Source organism: Streptomyces sp. NPDC028722 (assembly GCF_040637655.1).
Lineage (GTDB): Bacteria > Actinomycetota > Actinomycetes > Streptomycetales > Streptomycetaceae > Streptomyces.
The window spans coordinates 130,971-144,870 of record NZ_JBEZWU010000019.1; the positions used below are offsets into that span (position 1 = coordinate 130,971).

Sequence of the window (13,900 nt, forward strand, 5' to 3'; positions counted from 1 at the left end):
GCGCCGGTCCGCCGGGGGTAGGCTCGCGATCATGTTCGTACTGGAGCTGACCTACACCGCGCCGCTCGATGCCGTGGACGCCGTCCTGCCGGACCATGTGGCCTGGCTGGAGGAGCAGTACGAGAAGGGCTTCTTCCTGGCCTCCGGACGCAAGAACCCCCGCGACGGAGGGGTGATCCTGGCCGTCGCGGAGGATCGCGCCCGCATCGAGGAACTCGTCGCGGGCGACCCGTTCACCGTCGCCGGTGTGTGCGCCTACCGCGTCACGGAGTTCCTCGCCACGAAGACGGTTCCGGAGCTGGCGCACCACCGGCAGACGCTCGGCTGAGCCCGGCGGCTCAGCCCTTCTTCGAGTCGAGCGCGCGCTGGAGCTCGTCCTTGTTCATGTTCGAGCGGCCTTCGATGCCGCGCTGCTTCGCCTCGTTGTAGAGCTGGTCGCGGGTCGGTCCGTGCGAGCCGGACCGGTTGCCCGACCGCTGCCCGCCCCGCTCGCCGGACGACTTGTCCTGCGTGGAGCTGCGGCTGGCGGTCTTCGACTCACCCGACCGCGCGCGTTCCTTGTTCACCGTCCGCGCGGCGATCTCCTTGGCGCGTCCCTCGCTCTCGCCCCGGTCCTGGGCGCTGTCCTTGATGTGCTCGTACTGACGCTCACGCTTGGGGCTGGAACCGGCTGGCATGATCGCTCCTTTCCTTTGCGGCAGGGCACGGGTACCCGCCTTGCGCTCACCTACGTCAGCGTTCCAGCCGGGCCACCCTGCCCTGCTCGCCGGCCGCCCAGCAGCCCAGGTCGGGCGCGCAGTCCACGGTGTCGTACGACCCGGTGTCGATCGTGCGCCAGCCGCGCCCGCCGTCGGTGGTCAGGTCGGTGCCGGCCGGGCCGACGGCCAGCGCGGTGCCGCGGCTGTGCGGGAGCCAGGCGGCACCGGAGCGGTAGGCGGGTGGCGGGGCCGTGGCGGGCCGCCAGGTCCGGCCGCCGTCGGCGGTGACCGCGGCGCCGTGCGGTGAGGGCCGGTCGGGACGGTAGTCGCCGCCGACCGCGATGCCGTGGGTACGGTCGCGGAAGGCGAGCGCGAACACGCCCTTGGCCGGATCGCCCGCCGGGACCGGCGTGTCGGCGGCCGTCCAGGTCAGTCCGCGGTCGGTGGAGTGCAGCACGCGCGCGTGGGCGCCGCCCCCGGTGGCCAGCCAGACGTCCTTCGGGCCGGAGGTGACCAGGCACTGCCCGCTGGCGGCGAAGCCCGCCTCGCCGTCCAGGGCGGCCGGCATGCCGTCGGGGGGCAGTACGCGCCAGGTACGGCCGCCGTCGGCGGTGGACAGGAGCCGGAACCTCCCGTCGACCGGATCGCTCAGGGCGAGGCCGTGGCGGGGGTCGGAGAAGGCGAGGCAGTCGTAGAAGGCCTTCGGGTCGGTGTTGCGGAAGGACTCCGTCCAGGTGGTTCCGCCGTCGTCGGTGCGGTAGACGCGGGAGGCCTCGCCCTCCCCGATGGCCAGCACCACCGCGCGCCGCGCGTCGAATGCCTCGACGTCCCGGAACTGGAGTGCGTCCGCGCCCGGTGGAGAGACGTTTCGCCAGCCGGCGCCGCCGTCCGTGGTGCGCAGCACCGTGCCGCCGGTGCCGGCCAGCCAGGCGGTGCGCCGGCTGACGGCCGCGAGGCCCCGGAAGCGGACCTGCGGCGTGCCGGGGTCCTTGAGCGCCCAGTGCGCGTCCGCCGGGTCCGCGCCGCCCGGCCCGGGTCCCGGCCGCCCGGCGCCCGCCGGCGTGAGGCCCGCCCGTTCGAGCGGCCGGGCCCCGGCCGCCGGGACCGTCAGCGCGGCCAGCGCCGCCCCGCACGCCACCCCCACCGCCAGCAGTCTGCTCGCCCGTCCCCCGCGTCGCGTGCTCCCCAAGCGCCTCATGGCGGGCGAAGCTAGCCCACCGCACCGGCGCCGTCCAGAGGCCCATCCGGTCTCTCCCGCGCCGGCACGCGGCGGGCACACCGGGAAGTGATCACGAACACCTGGCCGGTCCCCGTGCATGAAAGACGGTGACCGAGGTCACTCGTTCCCCGTGTGCACGCAACGGCCGTTTCCTTCGTCTCTTGTGGTGCCGGGTGTCACACGTCCGGAGGCAGTCCAGCCGTCACGAGGGAGCAAGGCGTTGTCCACCGTCATCGAGCAGCCCGTAGAGGCCCGCCTCGTCGCCGCCGCACCGCGCATGCCGAGCATCCCCGCCACGCTGCGCTACGACCGGCGTGACCCGTTCGCCGTCCGCATGACGTTCCCCGCCCCGGCGACCCTGGAGGGTGTCGAGGTGTGCTGGACGTTCTCCCGGGAGCTGCTGACGGCCGGGCTGACGGAACCGCAGGGCCACGGCGACGTCCGGGTGCGGCCGTACGGGTACGACCGCACGGTGCTGGAGTTCCACGCCCCCGAGGGCACCGCCATCGTCCACGTGCGCTCCGGTGAGATCCGGCGGTTCCTGGAGTCGGCCGACGCCCTGGTGCCCGCCGGCCGTGAACACCTCCAGTTCGACCTCGACCACGACCTGGCCGAGCTGATGCGGGACGCCTGCTAGCGGCGTTCCGCGCGCCACGCGCGCGTGCCGGGGCGGCACGGTAATTCCCGTTGACACCCCTCCGGCCCCCTCCTACCGTGTAGAGCGGTTCTGTTGCCGCCGATAGGAGAAGGACGTTGCTCGTCTGAGGTCCCGAGACACCGCGTCGCACCGGTGAGGTGTGCGCGGCGTACGACCTCGGCGTCCGAGCCGTCCGTCCCTGGCACAGGCCTTCTCTCGTGGTCTCCTGTGCTCCCAGGCCCTTCGGTCTCCGCCTCGCGGTGTCTCGACACGTGTCCGACCGACCGTTCGCACCGTAACGAGGCGCCCATGTCCGCTTCCCTCACCTGTACGTCCCTGTCCTTCGCCTGGCCGGACGGCACCACCGTCCTCGACGGCCTCGACCTCGCCTTCGGCCCCGGCCGCACCGGGCTCGTCGGCGCCAACGGATCAGGGAAGTCCACCCTGCTGAAACTGCTGGCCGGCGAACTGACCCCGGCCGAAGGCACCGTCAAGGCGGCCGGCGAGACCGGCTACCTGCCGCAGAACGTCACCCTGGACACCGCGCTCCGCGTCGACGAAGCCCTCGGCATCGCCGGCCGGCGCGCCGCGCTGCACGCCATCGAGGCGGGCGACGCCACCGAGGAGCACTTCGAGGCCCTCGGTGACGACTGGGACGTCGAGGAGCGCGCCCTGGCCGCCCTCGGCGAACTCGGCCTCGGCCACATCGGTCTGGACCGGACCGTCGGCGAGGTGTCCGGCGGCGAGTCGGTGCTGCTGCGGCTCGCCGCGCTGCTGCTGCGCCGCCCCGACGTCCTGCTGCTGGACGAGCCCACCAACAATCTCGACCTGTACGCGCGCCGCCGGCTGTACCAGGCCGTCGCCTCCTGGCCGGGGGTCCTGGTCGTGGTCAGCCACGACCGGGAACTGCTCGACCTGGTCGACCGGATCGCGGAGCTGCGCTCCGGGGAGGTCACCTGGTACGGCGGCAACTTCTCGGCCTACGAGGAGGCGCTGGCCGTCGAGCAGGAGGCGGCCGAGCGGATGATGCGCGTCGCCGAGGCCGATGTGCGCAAGCAGCGGCGCGAACTGTCCGACGCCCAGGTCAAGCTGGCCCGGCGCAAGCGCTACGGGCAGAAGATGTGGGACTCCAAACGCGAACCGAAGATCGTCATGGGTGCGCGCAAACGCTCCGCCCAGGAGTCCGCGGGCAAGCACCGCCTGCTGCACGAGGAACGGCTCGCCGGGGCCCGGGAACGCCTGGACGAGGCGGCGGAGGCCGTACGGGACGACGACGAGATCCGCGTCGACCTGCCCCGCACGGCCGTACCGCCCGGGCGGCAGGTGCTCACCCTGGAGAACCTGCGCACGGTCCACCACGCGCGCGTGGAGGGCGTGCTCGACCTGCGCGGCCCGGAGCGGATCGCGCTCGTCGGCCGCAACGGCGCCGGCAAGACGACGCTGCTGCGGACCGTCGCCGGGGAGCTGGCGCCGCTGGCCGGCACGGCGACGGCGCACGTGCCGCTGCGCTTCCTGCCCCAGCGGCTGGACGTGCTGGACGACGACCTGACGGTGGCCGAGAACGTGGCCCGGTTCGCGCCGGACGCCACCCGCAACCGGGTCCGGGCGCGGCTGGCCCGCTTCCTGTTCCGGGGCGCGCAGGCCGACCGGACGGCGGGCACCCTGTCGGGTGGTGAGCGGTTCCGGGCGGCCCTGGCCGCGCTGCTGCTCGCCGAGCCCGCGCCCCAGCTGCTGCTGCTCGACGAGCCGACCAACAACCTCGACCTGGCCAGCGTCCGGCAGCTGACCTCGGCCCTGGAGTCGTACGAGGGCGCGCTGATCGTGGCCGGCCACGACCTGCCGTTCCTGGAGTCGATCGGGATCACACGGTGGCTGCTGATGGAAGGAGGACAGCTGAAGGAGACGACACCCGGGGCGCTCGGCGACCCGGCCTGACCGGCCCGGACGGCGGGCCCGCGACGGCCGCGGCCGCCGGCGGGAGTTTTGTGCCGGCCGCGGTGCCCTGCATGATGGCGGACCGGTGCCGTCTCGCCGGCACCGGAACACCGCACCGTCGACCGATAGACCCGAAAGGCCCGTCGTGCCCAGCAAGAAGGCCCTCGTCCGCCGCCCCGGCCCCCGCCTCGCCGACGGCCTGGTGACGCACATCGAGCGGGAGAAGGTCGACGTGGGGCTCGCCACCGAGCAGTGGGAGGCCTACGTCGAGGCACTGCGCGCGAACGGCTGGGAGACCATCGAGGTGGAACCGGCCGACGACTGCCCCGACTCGGTGTTCGTCGAGGACACCGTGGTCATGTACCGGAACGTGGCGTTGATCACCCGGCCCGGAGCCGCGTCCCGGCTGGCGGAGACCGCCGGCGTCGAGGAGGCGGTGGCCCGTCTCGGCTGCTCGGTGAACTGGATCTGGGGCCCGGGCACGCTGGACGGCGGCGACGTCCTGAAGGTCGGCGACACGGTGTACGTGGGCCGGGGCGGGCGGACCAACGCCGCCGGCGTGCAGCAGCTGCGGGCGGCCTTCGAACCGCTGGGCGCCCGGGTGGTGGCCGTACCCGTGAGCAAGGTGCTGCACCTGAAGTCGGCCGTGACCGCGCTGCCCGACGGCACGGTGATCGGGCACATCCCCAGGGTGGACCGGCCGTCGCTGTTCCCGGGTTTCCTGTCGGTGCCCGAGGAGGCCGGGGCGCACGTGGTGGTCCTCGGTGGCGGGAAACTGCTCATGGCGGCGAGCGCCCCGCGGACGGCGGAGCTGCTGACCGACCTCGGCCACGACGTGGTCACGGTGGACATCAGCGAGTTCGAGAAGCTGGAGGGGTGTGTGACCTGCCTCTCGGTGCGCCTGCGGGAGCTGTACGCCTGACCGGGTGCCCCCCTGCCTCCGGCAGCCCCGGGACCTGCGGGTCCCGGGGCTGCCGCGTACACCCCGCACGGGGTAGTCCCTAGGCTGATCAGCGGTTCCTTTACGGCACCCTTAACCTACGGCTTCGTAACCTACGGTTTCGTAGCCTACGATTTCGTAGGTCCCGGCACCGCTCGCCGGGTCCCCCTCCCCCTGTTCGGCGTCCCCCTGGAGTTCCCGTGACGATCACCTCCCCCCGACTCGGCAGCCCGTCCTCCTGGACCGACGCGCGGCTGCTCCACGCGCTGGAGGAAGTGGTCGAGACCGAACTGAACCGGCATCTGAAAGTCGCCAAGGACTGGATGCCGCACGAGTACGTGCCGTGGAGCGACGGACGCAACTTCCCGGGCCTGTTCGAGGACGGGCAGGCGTGGCAGAAGGAGCAGTCCAAGGTCACGGACATCGGCCGGATCGCCCTCGTCGTCAACCTGCTGACCGAGGACAACCTGCCCAGCTACCACCACGAGATCGCCTCGCTCTTCGGCCGCGACGGCGCCTGGGGCACCTGGGTGCACCGCTGGACGGCCGAGGAGGGCCGCCACGGCATCGTGATGCGCGACTACCTGCTCACCTCGCGCGCGGTCGACCCGGACCAGCTGGAGCAGTTCCGCATGTCCCACATGAGCGAGGGCTTCGAGTCCGACAACCGGCACTCGATGCTGCACTCGATCGCGTACGTCGCCTTCCAGGAGCTGGCCACCCGGATCTCGCACCGCAACACCGGTCACCAGTCCGGCGACCCGGTCTGCGACCGCATGCTGGCCCGGATCGCGACCGACGAGAACCTGCACATGGTCTTCTACCGCAACCTGCTGAAGGCGGCGTTCGAGCTGGCGCCCGACCTGACCATGGAGGCGGTCCGGGACGTCGTCGTGAACTTCCGCATGCCCGGCCACGGCATCCCCGGCTTCGAGCGGGCCGCCGCGCAGATGGCGATCGGCGAGGTCTACAACCTGCGCATCCACCACGACGACGTGCTCCAGCCGGTGCTGCGCTTCCTGAAGGTCCTGGAGATCGACGGCCTCGGCCCCGAGGGACTGAAGGCGCAGGAGGAACTGGGTCTGTTCCTGGGCGGGCTGGACGCGGAGGCCTCGAAGTTCGACGAGAAGCTCGCCGCGCGCAAGGCCCGGATGGCGGCGCGCGCCGCAGGCTGACAGCCCGCGTGCGGGGCGGGTGGACGGCCGGCCGCCCCGCGCCCGGGGCGGCGTCAGCGGGCGGTGCGCCGCAGGGCGAGACGTTCCTTCTCCGACAGGCCGCCCCAGACGCCGAAGCGCTCGTCGTTGGCCAGCGCGTAGTCCAGGCAGGCCGGGCGCAGCTCGCACATGGCGCAGATGCGCTTCGCGTCGCGCACCGAACTGCCGGGTTCGGGGAAGAAGAAGTCGGGCCCGGTCTGCGCGCACAGGGCCTGCGCCTGCCAGGTGTCGTCGGCCGGGGTGATGGTTTCGGAGTGCATGCCAGGAGCGTGCCGTACGCCGAAAAACGTTCGATCAACGCCGGCTCAACGGCGTCCCCGGCCGCCCGGCGCGCCCGCCACCGCTGCCGTCGTTCCGACGCCGCTCCCGTCCCCCCGCCCCGCTCCCGTCCCCCCGCCCCACTCCCGTCGCCCCGATGCTGCTCCCTCCGGCCCGGCGCGCGCACGGCGGCGCGCGGAGGCACGTGGGAAAACCGGTGTGCCGCGGACCGGGGTCCGGCGCGGTGCGGTGCTCCGGCGGCGATTGTCAGTGGTCGGTGCCAGACTCGGCAGTGCACAGGACGGGACCCCTTCCGAGGAGGGCACGCATGCTCACGACCCGTTTCGTCAACGGCGCCCCGAACTGGATCGACGTGGGCACCCCCGACATCGACGGCGCCGCCTCCTTCTACGGCGCCCTCCTCGGCTGGCGGTTCCGGTCGGCGGGTCCGGAAGCCGGCGGGTACGGCTTCTTCCAGCGGGACGGGAAGACCGTCGCGGGCGGCATGCGCAGCGGTCCGGAACAGGGCCCGCCGGCCTGGACGGTGTACTTCCGCAGCGAGGACGCGCAGGCCACCGCCGAGGCGGCCGAACGGGCCCACGGCCGTGTGCTGGTCCCGCCGACCGACGTGATGGGCGAGGGCCGCATGGCGGTCCTCGCCGACCAGGCGGGCGTGCCGTTCGGGATCTGGCAGCCCGGACGGACCAAGGGCGTGGACGCGGCGAACGAGCCGGGCGCGCTGTGCTGGGTCGAGCTGTACACCCGGGACATCGCGGCGGCGGCGGCCTTCTACCATCCGGTGCTCGGCCTGGAGACCTACGCGGTGCCCTTCCCGGGCGGGACGTACACCTGCGTCAACCCGGCCGGCGCCGGGGAGGACGCGATGTTCGGCGGGGTGGTGCCGCTGGCCGATGCCCCCGCCGAGGCGGAGGACGGCCCGCACTGGCTGCCGTACTTCGAGGTGGAGGACCCCGACGCCGTGGCCGACCGGGCGGAGCGGCTCGGCGGGACGGTGCGGATGCCGCCGACGACGGTGGACGGTGTGGGCCGCATGACCAAACTCGCCGACCCCTACGGCGCCCGCTTCGCCGTGATCAGAAGCGCTTCCCCGCAGACCTGACGCCCTGCCGTGGCCCGGCCCGACCCCGTGCTCCGCCGGGCCACGTCGGGCTCCGGCGTATCGGCCGGGCCGGGGGTCACGCCGAGGCGCGGCGTATCAGGGTCGTCGGGAGGATGACGCCCGCCGGCGTCGTGTCCGGGGCGCCGGCAGGGGGCCGCGGGTGGTCCTCCGCGGCCGGGTCGTCGCGGTCGCCGGTCAGGCCCTGGAGCAGGAGGCGGGCCATCAGGCGGCCCATCTCCTCGATGTCCTGGCGGACGGTCGTCAGCGGTGGGTCGGCCTGCTCGGCCACCGGCATCACGTCGTCGAAACCGACCACCGCCACGTCCTCGGGCACGCGCCGGCCGCTCTCCCGCAGCACCCGCAGGGCGCCGAGCGCGGAGAGGTCGTTGGCGGCGAACACGGCGTCCACGTCCGGGCGGCGGCCGAGGAGTTCCCGCATCGCGCGTTCCCCGCCCGCCGGGGTGAAGTCGCTCTCCACGACCAGCGAAGGGTCGTTCCCACCCGGGACGCCGGCCATGACGTCCCGGTAGCCGTCGAAGCGGTCCACCGCCGACGTCTGGTCCAGCGCGCCGGTGATGTGCGCGATGCGCCGGCGGCCGAGGTCCACGAGATGCCGTACGGCCGTGCGGGCCCCGCCGCGGTTGTCGCAGTCGACGTACGCGGCACCCGGGTCCTGCGCCCGGCTGTTCTCGCCCCGGTGAGGCCGGCCGCCGAACACGGTGGGCACGCCGGCGTCGTGGATGAGGCCGGGCAGCGGGTCGTCCAGGTGGAGGGAGAAGACGAGCGCGCCGTCGACATGGCCGCCGGCGAGGTACCGCGCCACGCGGGCGTGGTCGTCGCGGCCCTCGGTGAGCAGCAGCACGAGCTGGTTGTCGTGGGCGGTCAGTTCCTTGCTGATGCCGCGCAACTGGAGGGCGAAGAAGGGGTCGGCGAAGACCCGGGCCTCGGGTTCGGCGATGACGACGGCGACGGCGTCGTGCCGGCGGGTGACGAGGCTGCGCGCCGCCTGGTTGGGGACGTACCCCAGTTCCTCCACGGCCCGCCTCACCCGCTCGGCGAGCGGCTTGCGGACCCCGTCACCGCCGTTGACCACTCGGGACACGGTGGCCCGGGAGACGCCGGCTCGCGCGGCCACGGCCTCCAGCGTGGGGCGCGACACTGCCTCGGTCACTTCGGGACTCCTCATCGGCGGTTGCCGATCAGGATAGCCGCGGGGCGCCGGCCCGGCCGGTGCCGTCAGGGGCTCGGCCGGGCAGGTGGGAGCGGGCGTACACCGTGGGTACGCACGCTGTCCCCGTCAGGACGTCGGCTCGGGGCGGGCCCGGCTCGGCTGGACGCGTTTCGGTTCGCCGGGCATCTTCGGGTACTCCGGCGGATACGGCAGATCGCCCAGGCCGTGGTCGTGTTCGTCCCGGCGGGCGAGGTCGAGCAGCGCGTCCAGGGAGTAGGCGTGGTCGTCCATGCCGGCGTGCACGTCGCCGACCTCGGCGAACCGGGCCGGCATGGTGGCGAGGTCGAAGTCGCGGGGGTGGGCGACGCCGACCTCCTCCCAGCGCAGGGGCGCGGAGACGGGGGCGTGCGGGCGGGGGCGCACGGAGTAGGCGGAGGCGATGGTGCGGTCGCGGGCCGTCTGGTTGTAGTCCAGGAAGATCCGGCGTCCGCGCTCCTCCTTCCACCATCTGATGGTCACCTGGTCGGGCATCCGGCGTTCCATCTCCCGGCCGACCGCGATCGCGGCGCGGCGCACCTGGGTGAAGGTCCAGCGGGGCTCGATCGGCACGAAGACGTGCAGGCCCCGGCCGCCGGAGGTCTTCGGCCAGCCGCGCAGCCCGCCGAACTCCTCCAGGACGGCTCGCAGTTCGTGGGCGGCGCGGACCGCGTCGTCGTAGTCGGTGCCGGGCTGCGGGTCGAGGTCGATGCGGAGTTCGTCGGGATGGTCGACGTCGGTGGCGCGCACCGGCCAGGGGTGGAAGGTGAGGGTGCCGTACTGGGCGGCCCACACCACGGCGGCCTCCTCGGTGGGGCACATCTCGTCGGCGCTGCGCCCGCTGGGGAAGGTGATGTGGGCGGTCGGGATCCAGTCGGGCATGCCCTTGGGGGCCCGCTTCTGGTAGAACCACTCACCGCCGACGCCGTCCGGGTAGCGCTCCAGGGTGGTGGGGCGGTTGCACAGGGCGCGCAGGATGCCGGGGGCGACGGCCGCGTAGTAGCGGGCGAGGTCCAGCTTCGTGAAGCCCCGCTCCGGGAAGAACACCTTGTCCGGGCTGGACAGCCGTACCGTCCGGCCGCCCACCTCGAGTTCCACCGCGTCGCCCATGCGGCCACGGTAGGCGCACTCCGCACGGCGCGCATACCGGGCGGACCGGGACGTATACGCGCAGAATCTAAATCATGGATCTGCCCGTCATGCCACCCGTGAAGCCCATGCTCGCCAAGTCGGTGGCGAAGATCCCGCCGGGTATGCACTACGAGGCGAAGTGGGACGGGTTCCGTTCGATCGTGTTCCGGGACGGCGCCGAGGTGGAGCTGGGCAGCCGTACCGGGAAGCCGCTGACCAGGTATTTCCCGGAGCTGGTCGCGGCGCTGAAGGAGCGGCTGCCCGAGCGGTGCGTGATCGACGGGGAGATCGTGATCGCGCGGAACGGCCGGCTGGACTTCGACGCGCTGACCGAGCGGATCCATCCGGCGGCGTCCCGGGTGCGGATGCTCGCGGAGCGGACGCCGGCGTCCTTCGTCGCCTTCGACCTGCTGGCCCTGGACGACCACGCCCTGCTCGACATGGAGCTGACCGACCGTCGCGCCCTGCTGGACCGGGCGCTGGCCGGGGCGGCCCCGCCGGTGCACCTGGCGCCGGCGACGACCGACATCGAGGTGGCCCGGCAGTGGTTCGAGCAGTTCGAGGGCGCCGGTCTCGACGGGGTCGTCGCCAAGCCGCTCACCCTGCGCTATCTCCAGGACCAGCGGGCCATGTTCAAGATCAAGCACGAGCGGACGGCGGACGTCGTGGTGGCCGGGTACCGCTTCCACAAGAGTGGCCCGGTGGTCGGCTCGCTGCTGCTCGGGCTGTACGACGACCGGGGCCGGCTCCAGCACGTGGGCGTGTCGGCCGCGTTCCCGATGCGCACCCGCGCGGAACTGGTCGAGGAGCTTGAGCCGTTGCGCATGGACGACGTGTCCGCGCACCCCTGGGCGGCCTGGGCGGACGAGGCCGCGCACGAGGCCGCCCGGCTGCCGGGCGCGCCGAGCCGCTGGTCCGGCAAGAAGGACCTGTCGTGGGTGCCGCTGCGCCCCGACCGGGTGGCCGAGGTGGCGTACGACCACATGGAGCACGGGCCGCGGTTCCGGCACACGGCCCGGTTCCGCCGCTGGCGGCCGGACCGTACGCCGGAGAGCTGCACCTACGCCCAGCTGGAGGAGCCGGTGCGCTACGACCTGGCGGAGATCCTCGGCGAGAAGGACCGCGGCTGAGCCGGGGCCGCGCGCTACGGCTGCATGAGGATCTTGACGGCGCCGTCCTGCTTGCGCTGGAACATCTCGTACGCGTGCGGGGCCTCCGAGAGCGGCACCCGGTGCGTGGCGAAGTCGTCCACGCCGAGCGGGTCCTCGTCCGTCAGGTAGGGCATGATCTGGTCGCTCCAGCGGCGGACGTTGGCCTGTCCCATGCGCAGCTGGATCTGCTTGTCGAAGAGGGTGAGCATCGGCATCGGGTCGGCCATGCCGCCGTAGACACCGCTGAGGGAGATGGTGCCGCCGCGACGGACCAGGTCGATGGCCATGTAGAGGGCAGCGAGCCGGTCGATGCTGAAGCGTTCGGCGAGCGGGGCGCTGATCCTGCGCGGCATCAGCGCGGTGGCCTGCTGGGCGAGTTTGGCGGCGGCGCTGCCGTGCGCCTCGGTGCCGACGGCGTCGATCACGGCGTCGGGGCCCCGGCCGCCGGTCTCGTCCTGGATGGCGTGGACGAGCGCCTTCTCGTTGTCGAAGGCCCTGATGTCGTACGTCTCCACGCCCCGGCGCTTCGCCCGGGCGAGGCGCTCGGGCACGAGGTCGACGCCGAACACCCGCTCGGCGCCGCGTGCCATGGCGATGCGGCAGGCCATGTCGCCGATGGGGCCGAGGCCGAGGACCGCCAGGGTGCCGCCGGGCGGGACGGCGGCGTACTCGACGGCCTGCCAGGCGGTGGGCAGCACGTCGGAGAGGTAGACGAACCGGTCGTCCGACGGGCCCTCGGGCACCTTGATGGGCCCGAACTGCGCCTGCGGCACCCGGAGATACTCGGCCTGGCCGCCGGGGACGGCACCGTACAGGCGGGTGTAGCCGAACAGGGCGGCGCCCATGCCCTCGCCGGTGACCTGGGTGGTCTCGCACTGGGTGGGCAGCCCGGTGTCGCACATGAAGCAGTGCCCGCAGGCGATCTGGAAGGGCACCACGACCCGGTCGCCGGGCCGCAGGTCGGTCACCTCGGGACCGACCTCCTCGACGATGCCCATGGGTTCGTGGCCGAGGATGTCCCCCGGGGTCATGAACGGGGTCAGCACCTCGTACAGGTGCAGGTCCGAACCGCACAGTCCGGTCGACGTGACCCGGATGACGGCGTCCGTGGGTTCCTCGATCCTCGGGTCGGGCACGTCCTCGACCCGTACGTCGCGCTTGCCCTGCCAGGTGACTGCCTTCATGCGGTCGCACTCCCTTGGTCGCGTGTGGCTGCGTCCTGCGTCCCGTGTGCGGTGCCGGGCGGGTACCCGCGCCGCTGTTGGCGAATCCCGGCCCGTTCCCGTGGGCGGCCGGGTATGGCCGGCCGTGGACCGATGAGCGCACAATCGGACAGGACGGACGGGGGGCCCACGGTGGACACGAGAGGCGGGGCGTGTCGGCGGCGCACGGCACCGACGGCCGCGCTGCTGGCCGTCGCGCTGTCGGCCTCGCTCGCGGCGGGCTGCACCGGCCACGGCCGGGACGACGACCGTCGCGCCCCGCGCCGCACCCCGGCGCCGACCACGCCGACCACGCCGGCGGTGGCGGGTTCCCCGCTCGCCGTGAAGATCGACAACGTGCCCGCGGCCCGCCCGCAGACCGGGCTGGAGGCGGCGGACCTGGTGTACGTGGAACAGGTGGAGGGCGGTCTGAGCCGGCTGATGGCGGTCTACGCGACCCGGCTCCCGCGGACCGTCGGCCCCGTGCGCAGCGCCCGCGAGTCCGATCTGGAGCTGCTGCGCCAGTTCCGCATGCCGGTCCTCGCCTTCTCGGGCGCCCAGCACAGACTGCTGCCGCTGATCGCCCGGGCCCCGCTGCGGGCCGAGCCGCCCGACGAGGCCCCCGGCGCCTACCGTCGCGACACCGGCAGGGCCGCCCCGCACAACCTCTGTCTCCGCCCGGCCGCCCTGCTGCCCTCCGCCCCCGGCGGTACGGCCCTGACCACGGGCTTCCGCTACGGCCCGGCCCCTTCCGGCGGCACCCCCGCGCCCTCGCGGACCGTGCGCTACCCCGCCGCCCGGTTCACCTTCACCTGGTCGGCCGGGCGCGGGGGCTGGCTGGTGGCCATGGACGGCACCCCGACCGGGACGGCCGGCCGCGGCGGCCCGGCGCCGGCCACGGTGGTCGTGCAGCACGTGCGGATCCGTACCTCGCGCTACCACGACGCGCTCGGCAACCACACGCCGTACACCGAGACGGTGGGGTCCGGGCGGGCGGAGGTACTGCGGGACGGGCGGTCCTTCGACGCCCGCTGGTCGAGGCCGTCGGCGGCGGCCGGTACGGCGTTCACGGCGGCGGACGGCAGCCCGCTGGACTTCGCCACCGGGCAGGTCTGGGTGGTGTTCGTACCGGCGTCGTGAGGGCCCGGCAGTACGAGGGCCCGGCAGTACGAGGGCCCGGCAGTGCGA

14 protein-coding genes are annotated in these 13,900 nt (G+C 73.5%); 8 read left to right on the top strand and 6 right to left on the bottom strand.

Features of this window, described 5'->3' with window-relative positions; all coding sequences use genetic code 11:
* The first annotated feature begins 31 nt into the window (after nucleotides 1–31).
* On the top strand, nucleotides 32–328 hold the full coding sequence (locus AB0F03_RS26265) for a YciI family protein (RefSeq protein WP_361996166.1): 297 nt from the start codon (nucleotides 32–34) through the stop codon (nucleotides 326–328).
* 10 nt (nucleotides 329–338) lie between these two features.
* Here the strand turns inward: AB0F03_RS26265 and AB0F03_RS26270 are convergent, their stop codons facing one another.
* Both AB0F03_RS26270 and AB0F03_RS26275 read right to left on the bottom strand, forming a co-directional pair.
* Nucleotides 339–677 (bottom strand): plasmid stabilization protein, encoded by a 339-nt coding sequence (locus tag AB0F03_RS26270; RefSeq protein WP_361996168.1) that lies wholly within the window; start codon nucleotides 675–677, stop codon nucleotides 339–341.
* 55 nt (nucleotides 678–732) lie between these two features.
* Nucleotides 733–1,896 (bottom strand): oxidoreductase, encoded by a 1,164-nt coding sequence (locus tag AB0F03_RS26275; RefSeq protein WP_361996169.1) that lies wholly within the window; start codon nucleotides 1,894–1,896, stop codon nucleotides 733–735.
* Nucleotides 1,897–2,137: 241 nt separating this feature from the next.
* Here AB0F03_RS26275 and AB0F03_RS26280 point away from each other — a divergent pair, with 241 nt between their 5' ends.
* The 4 genes from AB0F03_RS26280 (at nucleotide 2,138) to AB0F03_RS26295 (ending at nucleotide 6,604) form a co-directional block, all read left to right on the top strand.
* Nucleotides 2,138–2,554 (top strand): SsgA family sporulation/cell division regulator, encoded by a 417-nt coding sequence (locus tag AB0F03_RS26280; protein WP_361996171.1) that lies wholly within the window; start codon nucleotides 2,138–2,140, stop codon nucleotides 2,552–2,554.
* Between the two features lie 309 nt (nucleotides 2,555–2,863).
* Nucleotides 2,864–4,489, top strand: coding sequence for an ABC-F family ATP-binding cassette domain-containing protein (locus AB0F03_RS26285; protein ID WP_361996172.1), 1,626 nt, complete (start codon nucleotides 2,864–2,866; stop codon nucleotides 4,487–4,489).
* Nucleotides 4,490–4,634: 145 nt separating this feature from the next.
* Entirely contained in the window at nucleotides 4,635–5,411 is a 777-nt protein-coding gene (gene ddaH, locus AB0F03_RS26290) for a dimethylargininase (protein ID WP_361996173.1), read from the top strand.
* Nucleotides 5,412–5,629: 218 nt separating this feature from the next.
* Nucleotides 5,630–6,604, top strand: coding sequence for an acyl-ACP desaturase (locus tag AB0F03_RS26295; RefSeq protein ID WP_361996175.1), 975 nt, complete (start codon nucleotides 5,630–5,632; stop codon nucleotides 6,602–6,604).
* 53 nt (nucleotides 6,605–6,657) lie between these two features.
* Here the strand turns inward: AB0F03_RS26295 and AB0F03_RS26300 are convergent, their stop codons facing one another.
* The gene (locus tag AB0F03_RS26300; protein WP_356820306.1) at nucleotides 6,658–6,903 is read right to left on the bottom strand and encodes a WhiB family transcriptional regulator; all 246 of its coding nucleotides are present in this window, start codon (nucleotides 6,901–6,903) and stop codon (nucleotides 6,658–6,660) included.
* Nucleotides 6,904–7,229: 326 nt separating this feature from the next.
* On the opposite strand from AB0F03_RS26300, the gene AB0F03_RS26305 reads away from it, so the two are divergent.
* A complete protein-coding gene (locus AB0F03_RS26305; RefSeq protein ID WP_361996177.1) occupies nucleotides 7,230–8,021 on the top strand; it encodes a VOC family protein in 792 nt (263 codons plus the stop codon).
* A gap of 76 nt (nucleotides 8,022–8,097) precedes the next feature.
* Here AB0F03_RS26305 and AB0F03_RS26310 read toward each other — a convergent pair whose 3' ends face one another.
* Both AB0F03_RS26310 and ligD read right to left on the bottom strand, forming a co-directional pair.
* The gene (locus AB0F03_RS26310; RefSeq protein WP_361996179.1) at nucleotides 8,098–9,192 is read right to left on the bottom strand and encodes a LacI family DNA-binding transcriptional regulator; all 1,095 of its coding nucleotides are present in this window, start codon (nucleotides 9,190–9,192) and stop codon (nucleotides 8,098–8,100) included.
* 126 nt (nucleotides 9,193–9,318) lie between these two features.
* The gene (gene ligD, locus AB0F03_RS26315) at nucleotides 9,319–10,338 is read right to left on the bottom strand and encodes a non-homologous end-joining DNA ligase (protein ID WP_361996181.1); all 1,020 of its coding nucleotides are present in this window, start codon (nucleotides 10,336–10,338) and stop codon (nucleotides 9,319–9,321) included.
* Between the two features lie 74 nt (nucleotides 10,339–10,412).
* Here ligD and AB0F03_RS26320 point away from each other — a divergent pair, with 74 nt between their 5' ends.
* Nucleotides 10,413–11,489: an ATP-dependent DNA ligase gene (locus AB0F03_RS26320; RefSeq protein WP_361996183.1), complete on the top strand. Its 1,077-nt coding sequence runs from the start codon at nucleotides 10,413–10,415 to the stop codon at nucleotides 11,487–11,489.
* A 14-nt stretch (nucleotides 11,490–11,503) separates the two neighbouring features.
* Here the strand turns inward: AB0F03_RS26320 and AB0F03_RS26325 are convergent, their stop codons facing one another.
* Nucleotides 11,504–12,694: a zinc-dependent alcohol dehydrogenase gene (locus AB0F03_RS26325; RefSeq protein WP_361996185.1), complete on the bottom strand. Its 1,191-nt coding sequence runs from the start codon at nucleotides 12,692–12,694 to the stop codon at nucleotides 11,504–11,506.
* Between the two features lie 171 nt (nucleotides 12,695–12,865).
* On the opposite strand from AB0F03_RS26325, the gene AB0F03_RS26330 reads away from it, so the two are divergent.
* Entirely contained in the window at nucleotides 12,866–13,852 is a 987-nt protein-coding gene (locus AB0F03_RS26330) for a DUF3048 domain-containing protein (protein ID WP_361996186.1), read from the top strand.
* Nucleotides 13,853–13,900: the final 48 nt, after the last annotated feature.

Coding starts and splice junctions, on each gene's coding strand:
- AB0F03_RS26300 (WP_356820306.1), bottom strand. CDS start 6,903: ATGCACTCCGAAACCATCACCCCGGCCGACGACACCTGGCAGGCGCAG.
- AB0F03_RS26305 (WP_361996177.1), top strand. CDS start 7,230: ATGCTCACGACCCGTTTCGTCAACGGCGCCCCGAACTGGATCGACGTG.
- AB0F03_RS26320 (WP_361996183.1), top strand. CDS start 10,413: ATGGATCTGCCCGTCATGCCACCCGTGAAGCCCATGCTCGCCAAGTCG.
- ligD (WP_361996181.1), bottom strand. CDS start 10,338: ATGGGCGACGCGGTGGAACTCGAGGTGGGCGGCCGGACGGTACGGCTG.
- AB0F03_RS26270 (WP_361996168.1), bottom strand. CDS start 677: ATGCCAGCCGGTTCCAGCCCCAAGCGTGAGCGTCAGTACGAGCACATC.
- AB0F03_RS26285 (WP_361996172.1), top strand. CDS start 2,864: ATGTCCGCTTCCCTCACCTGTACGTCCCTGTCCTTCGCCTGGCCGGAC.
- AB0F03_RS26325 (WP_361996185.1), bottom strand. CDS start 12,694: ATGAAGGCAGTCACCTGGCAGGGCAAGCGCGACGTACGGGTCGAGGAC.
- AB0F03_RS26265 (WP_361996166.1), top strand. CDS start 32: ATGTTCGTACTGGAGCTGACCTACACCGCGCCGCTCGATGCCGTGGAC.
- AB0F03_RS26275 (WP_361996169.1), bottom strand. CDS start 1,896: ATGAGGCGCTTGGGGAGCACGCGACGCGGGGGACGGGCGAGCAGACTG.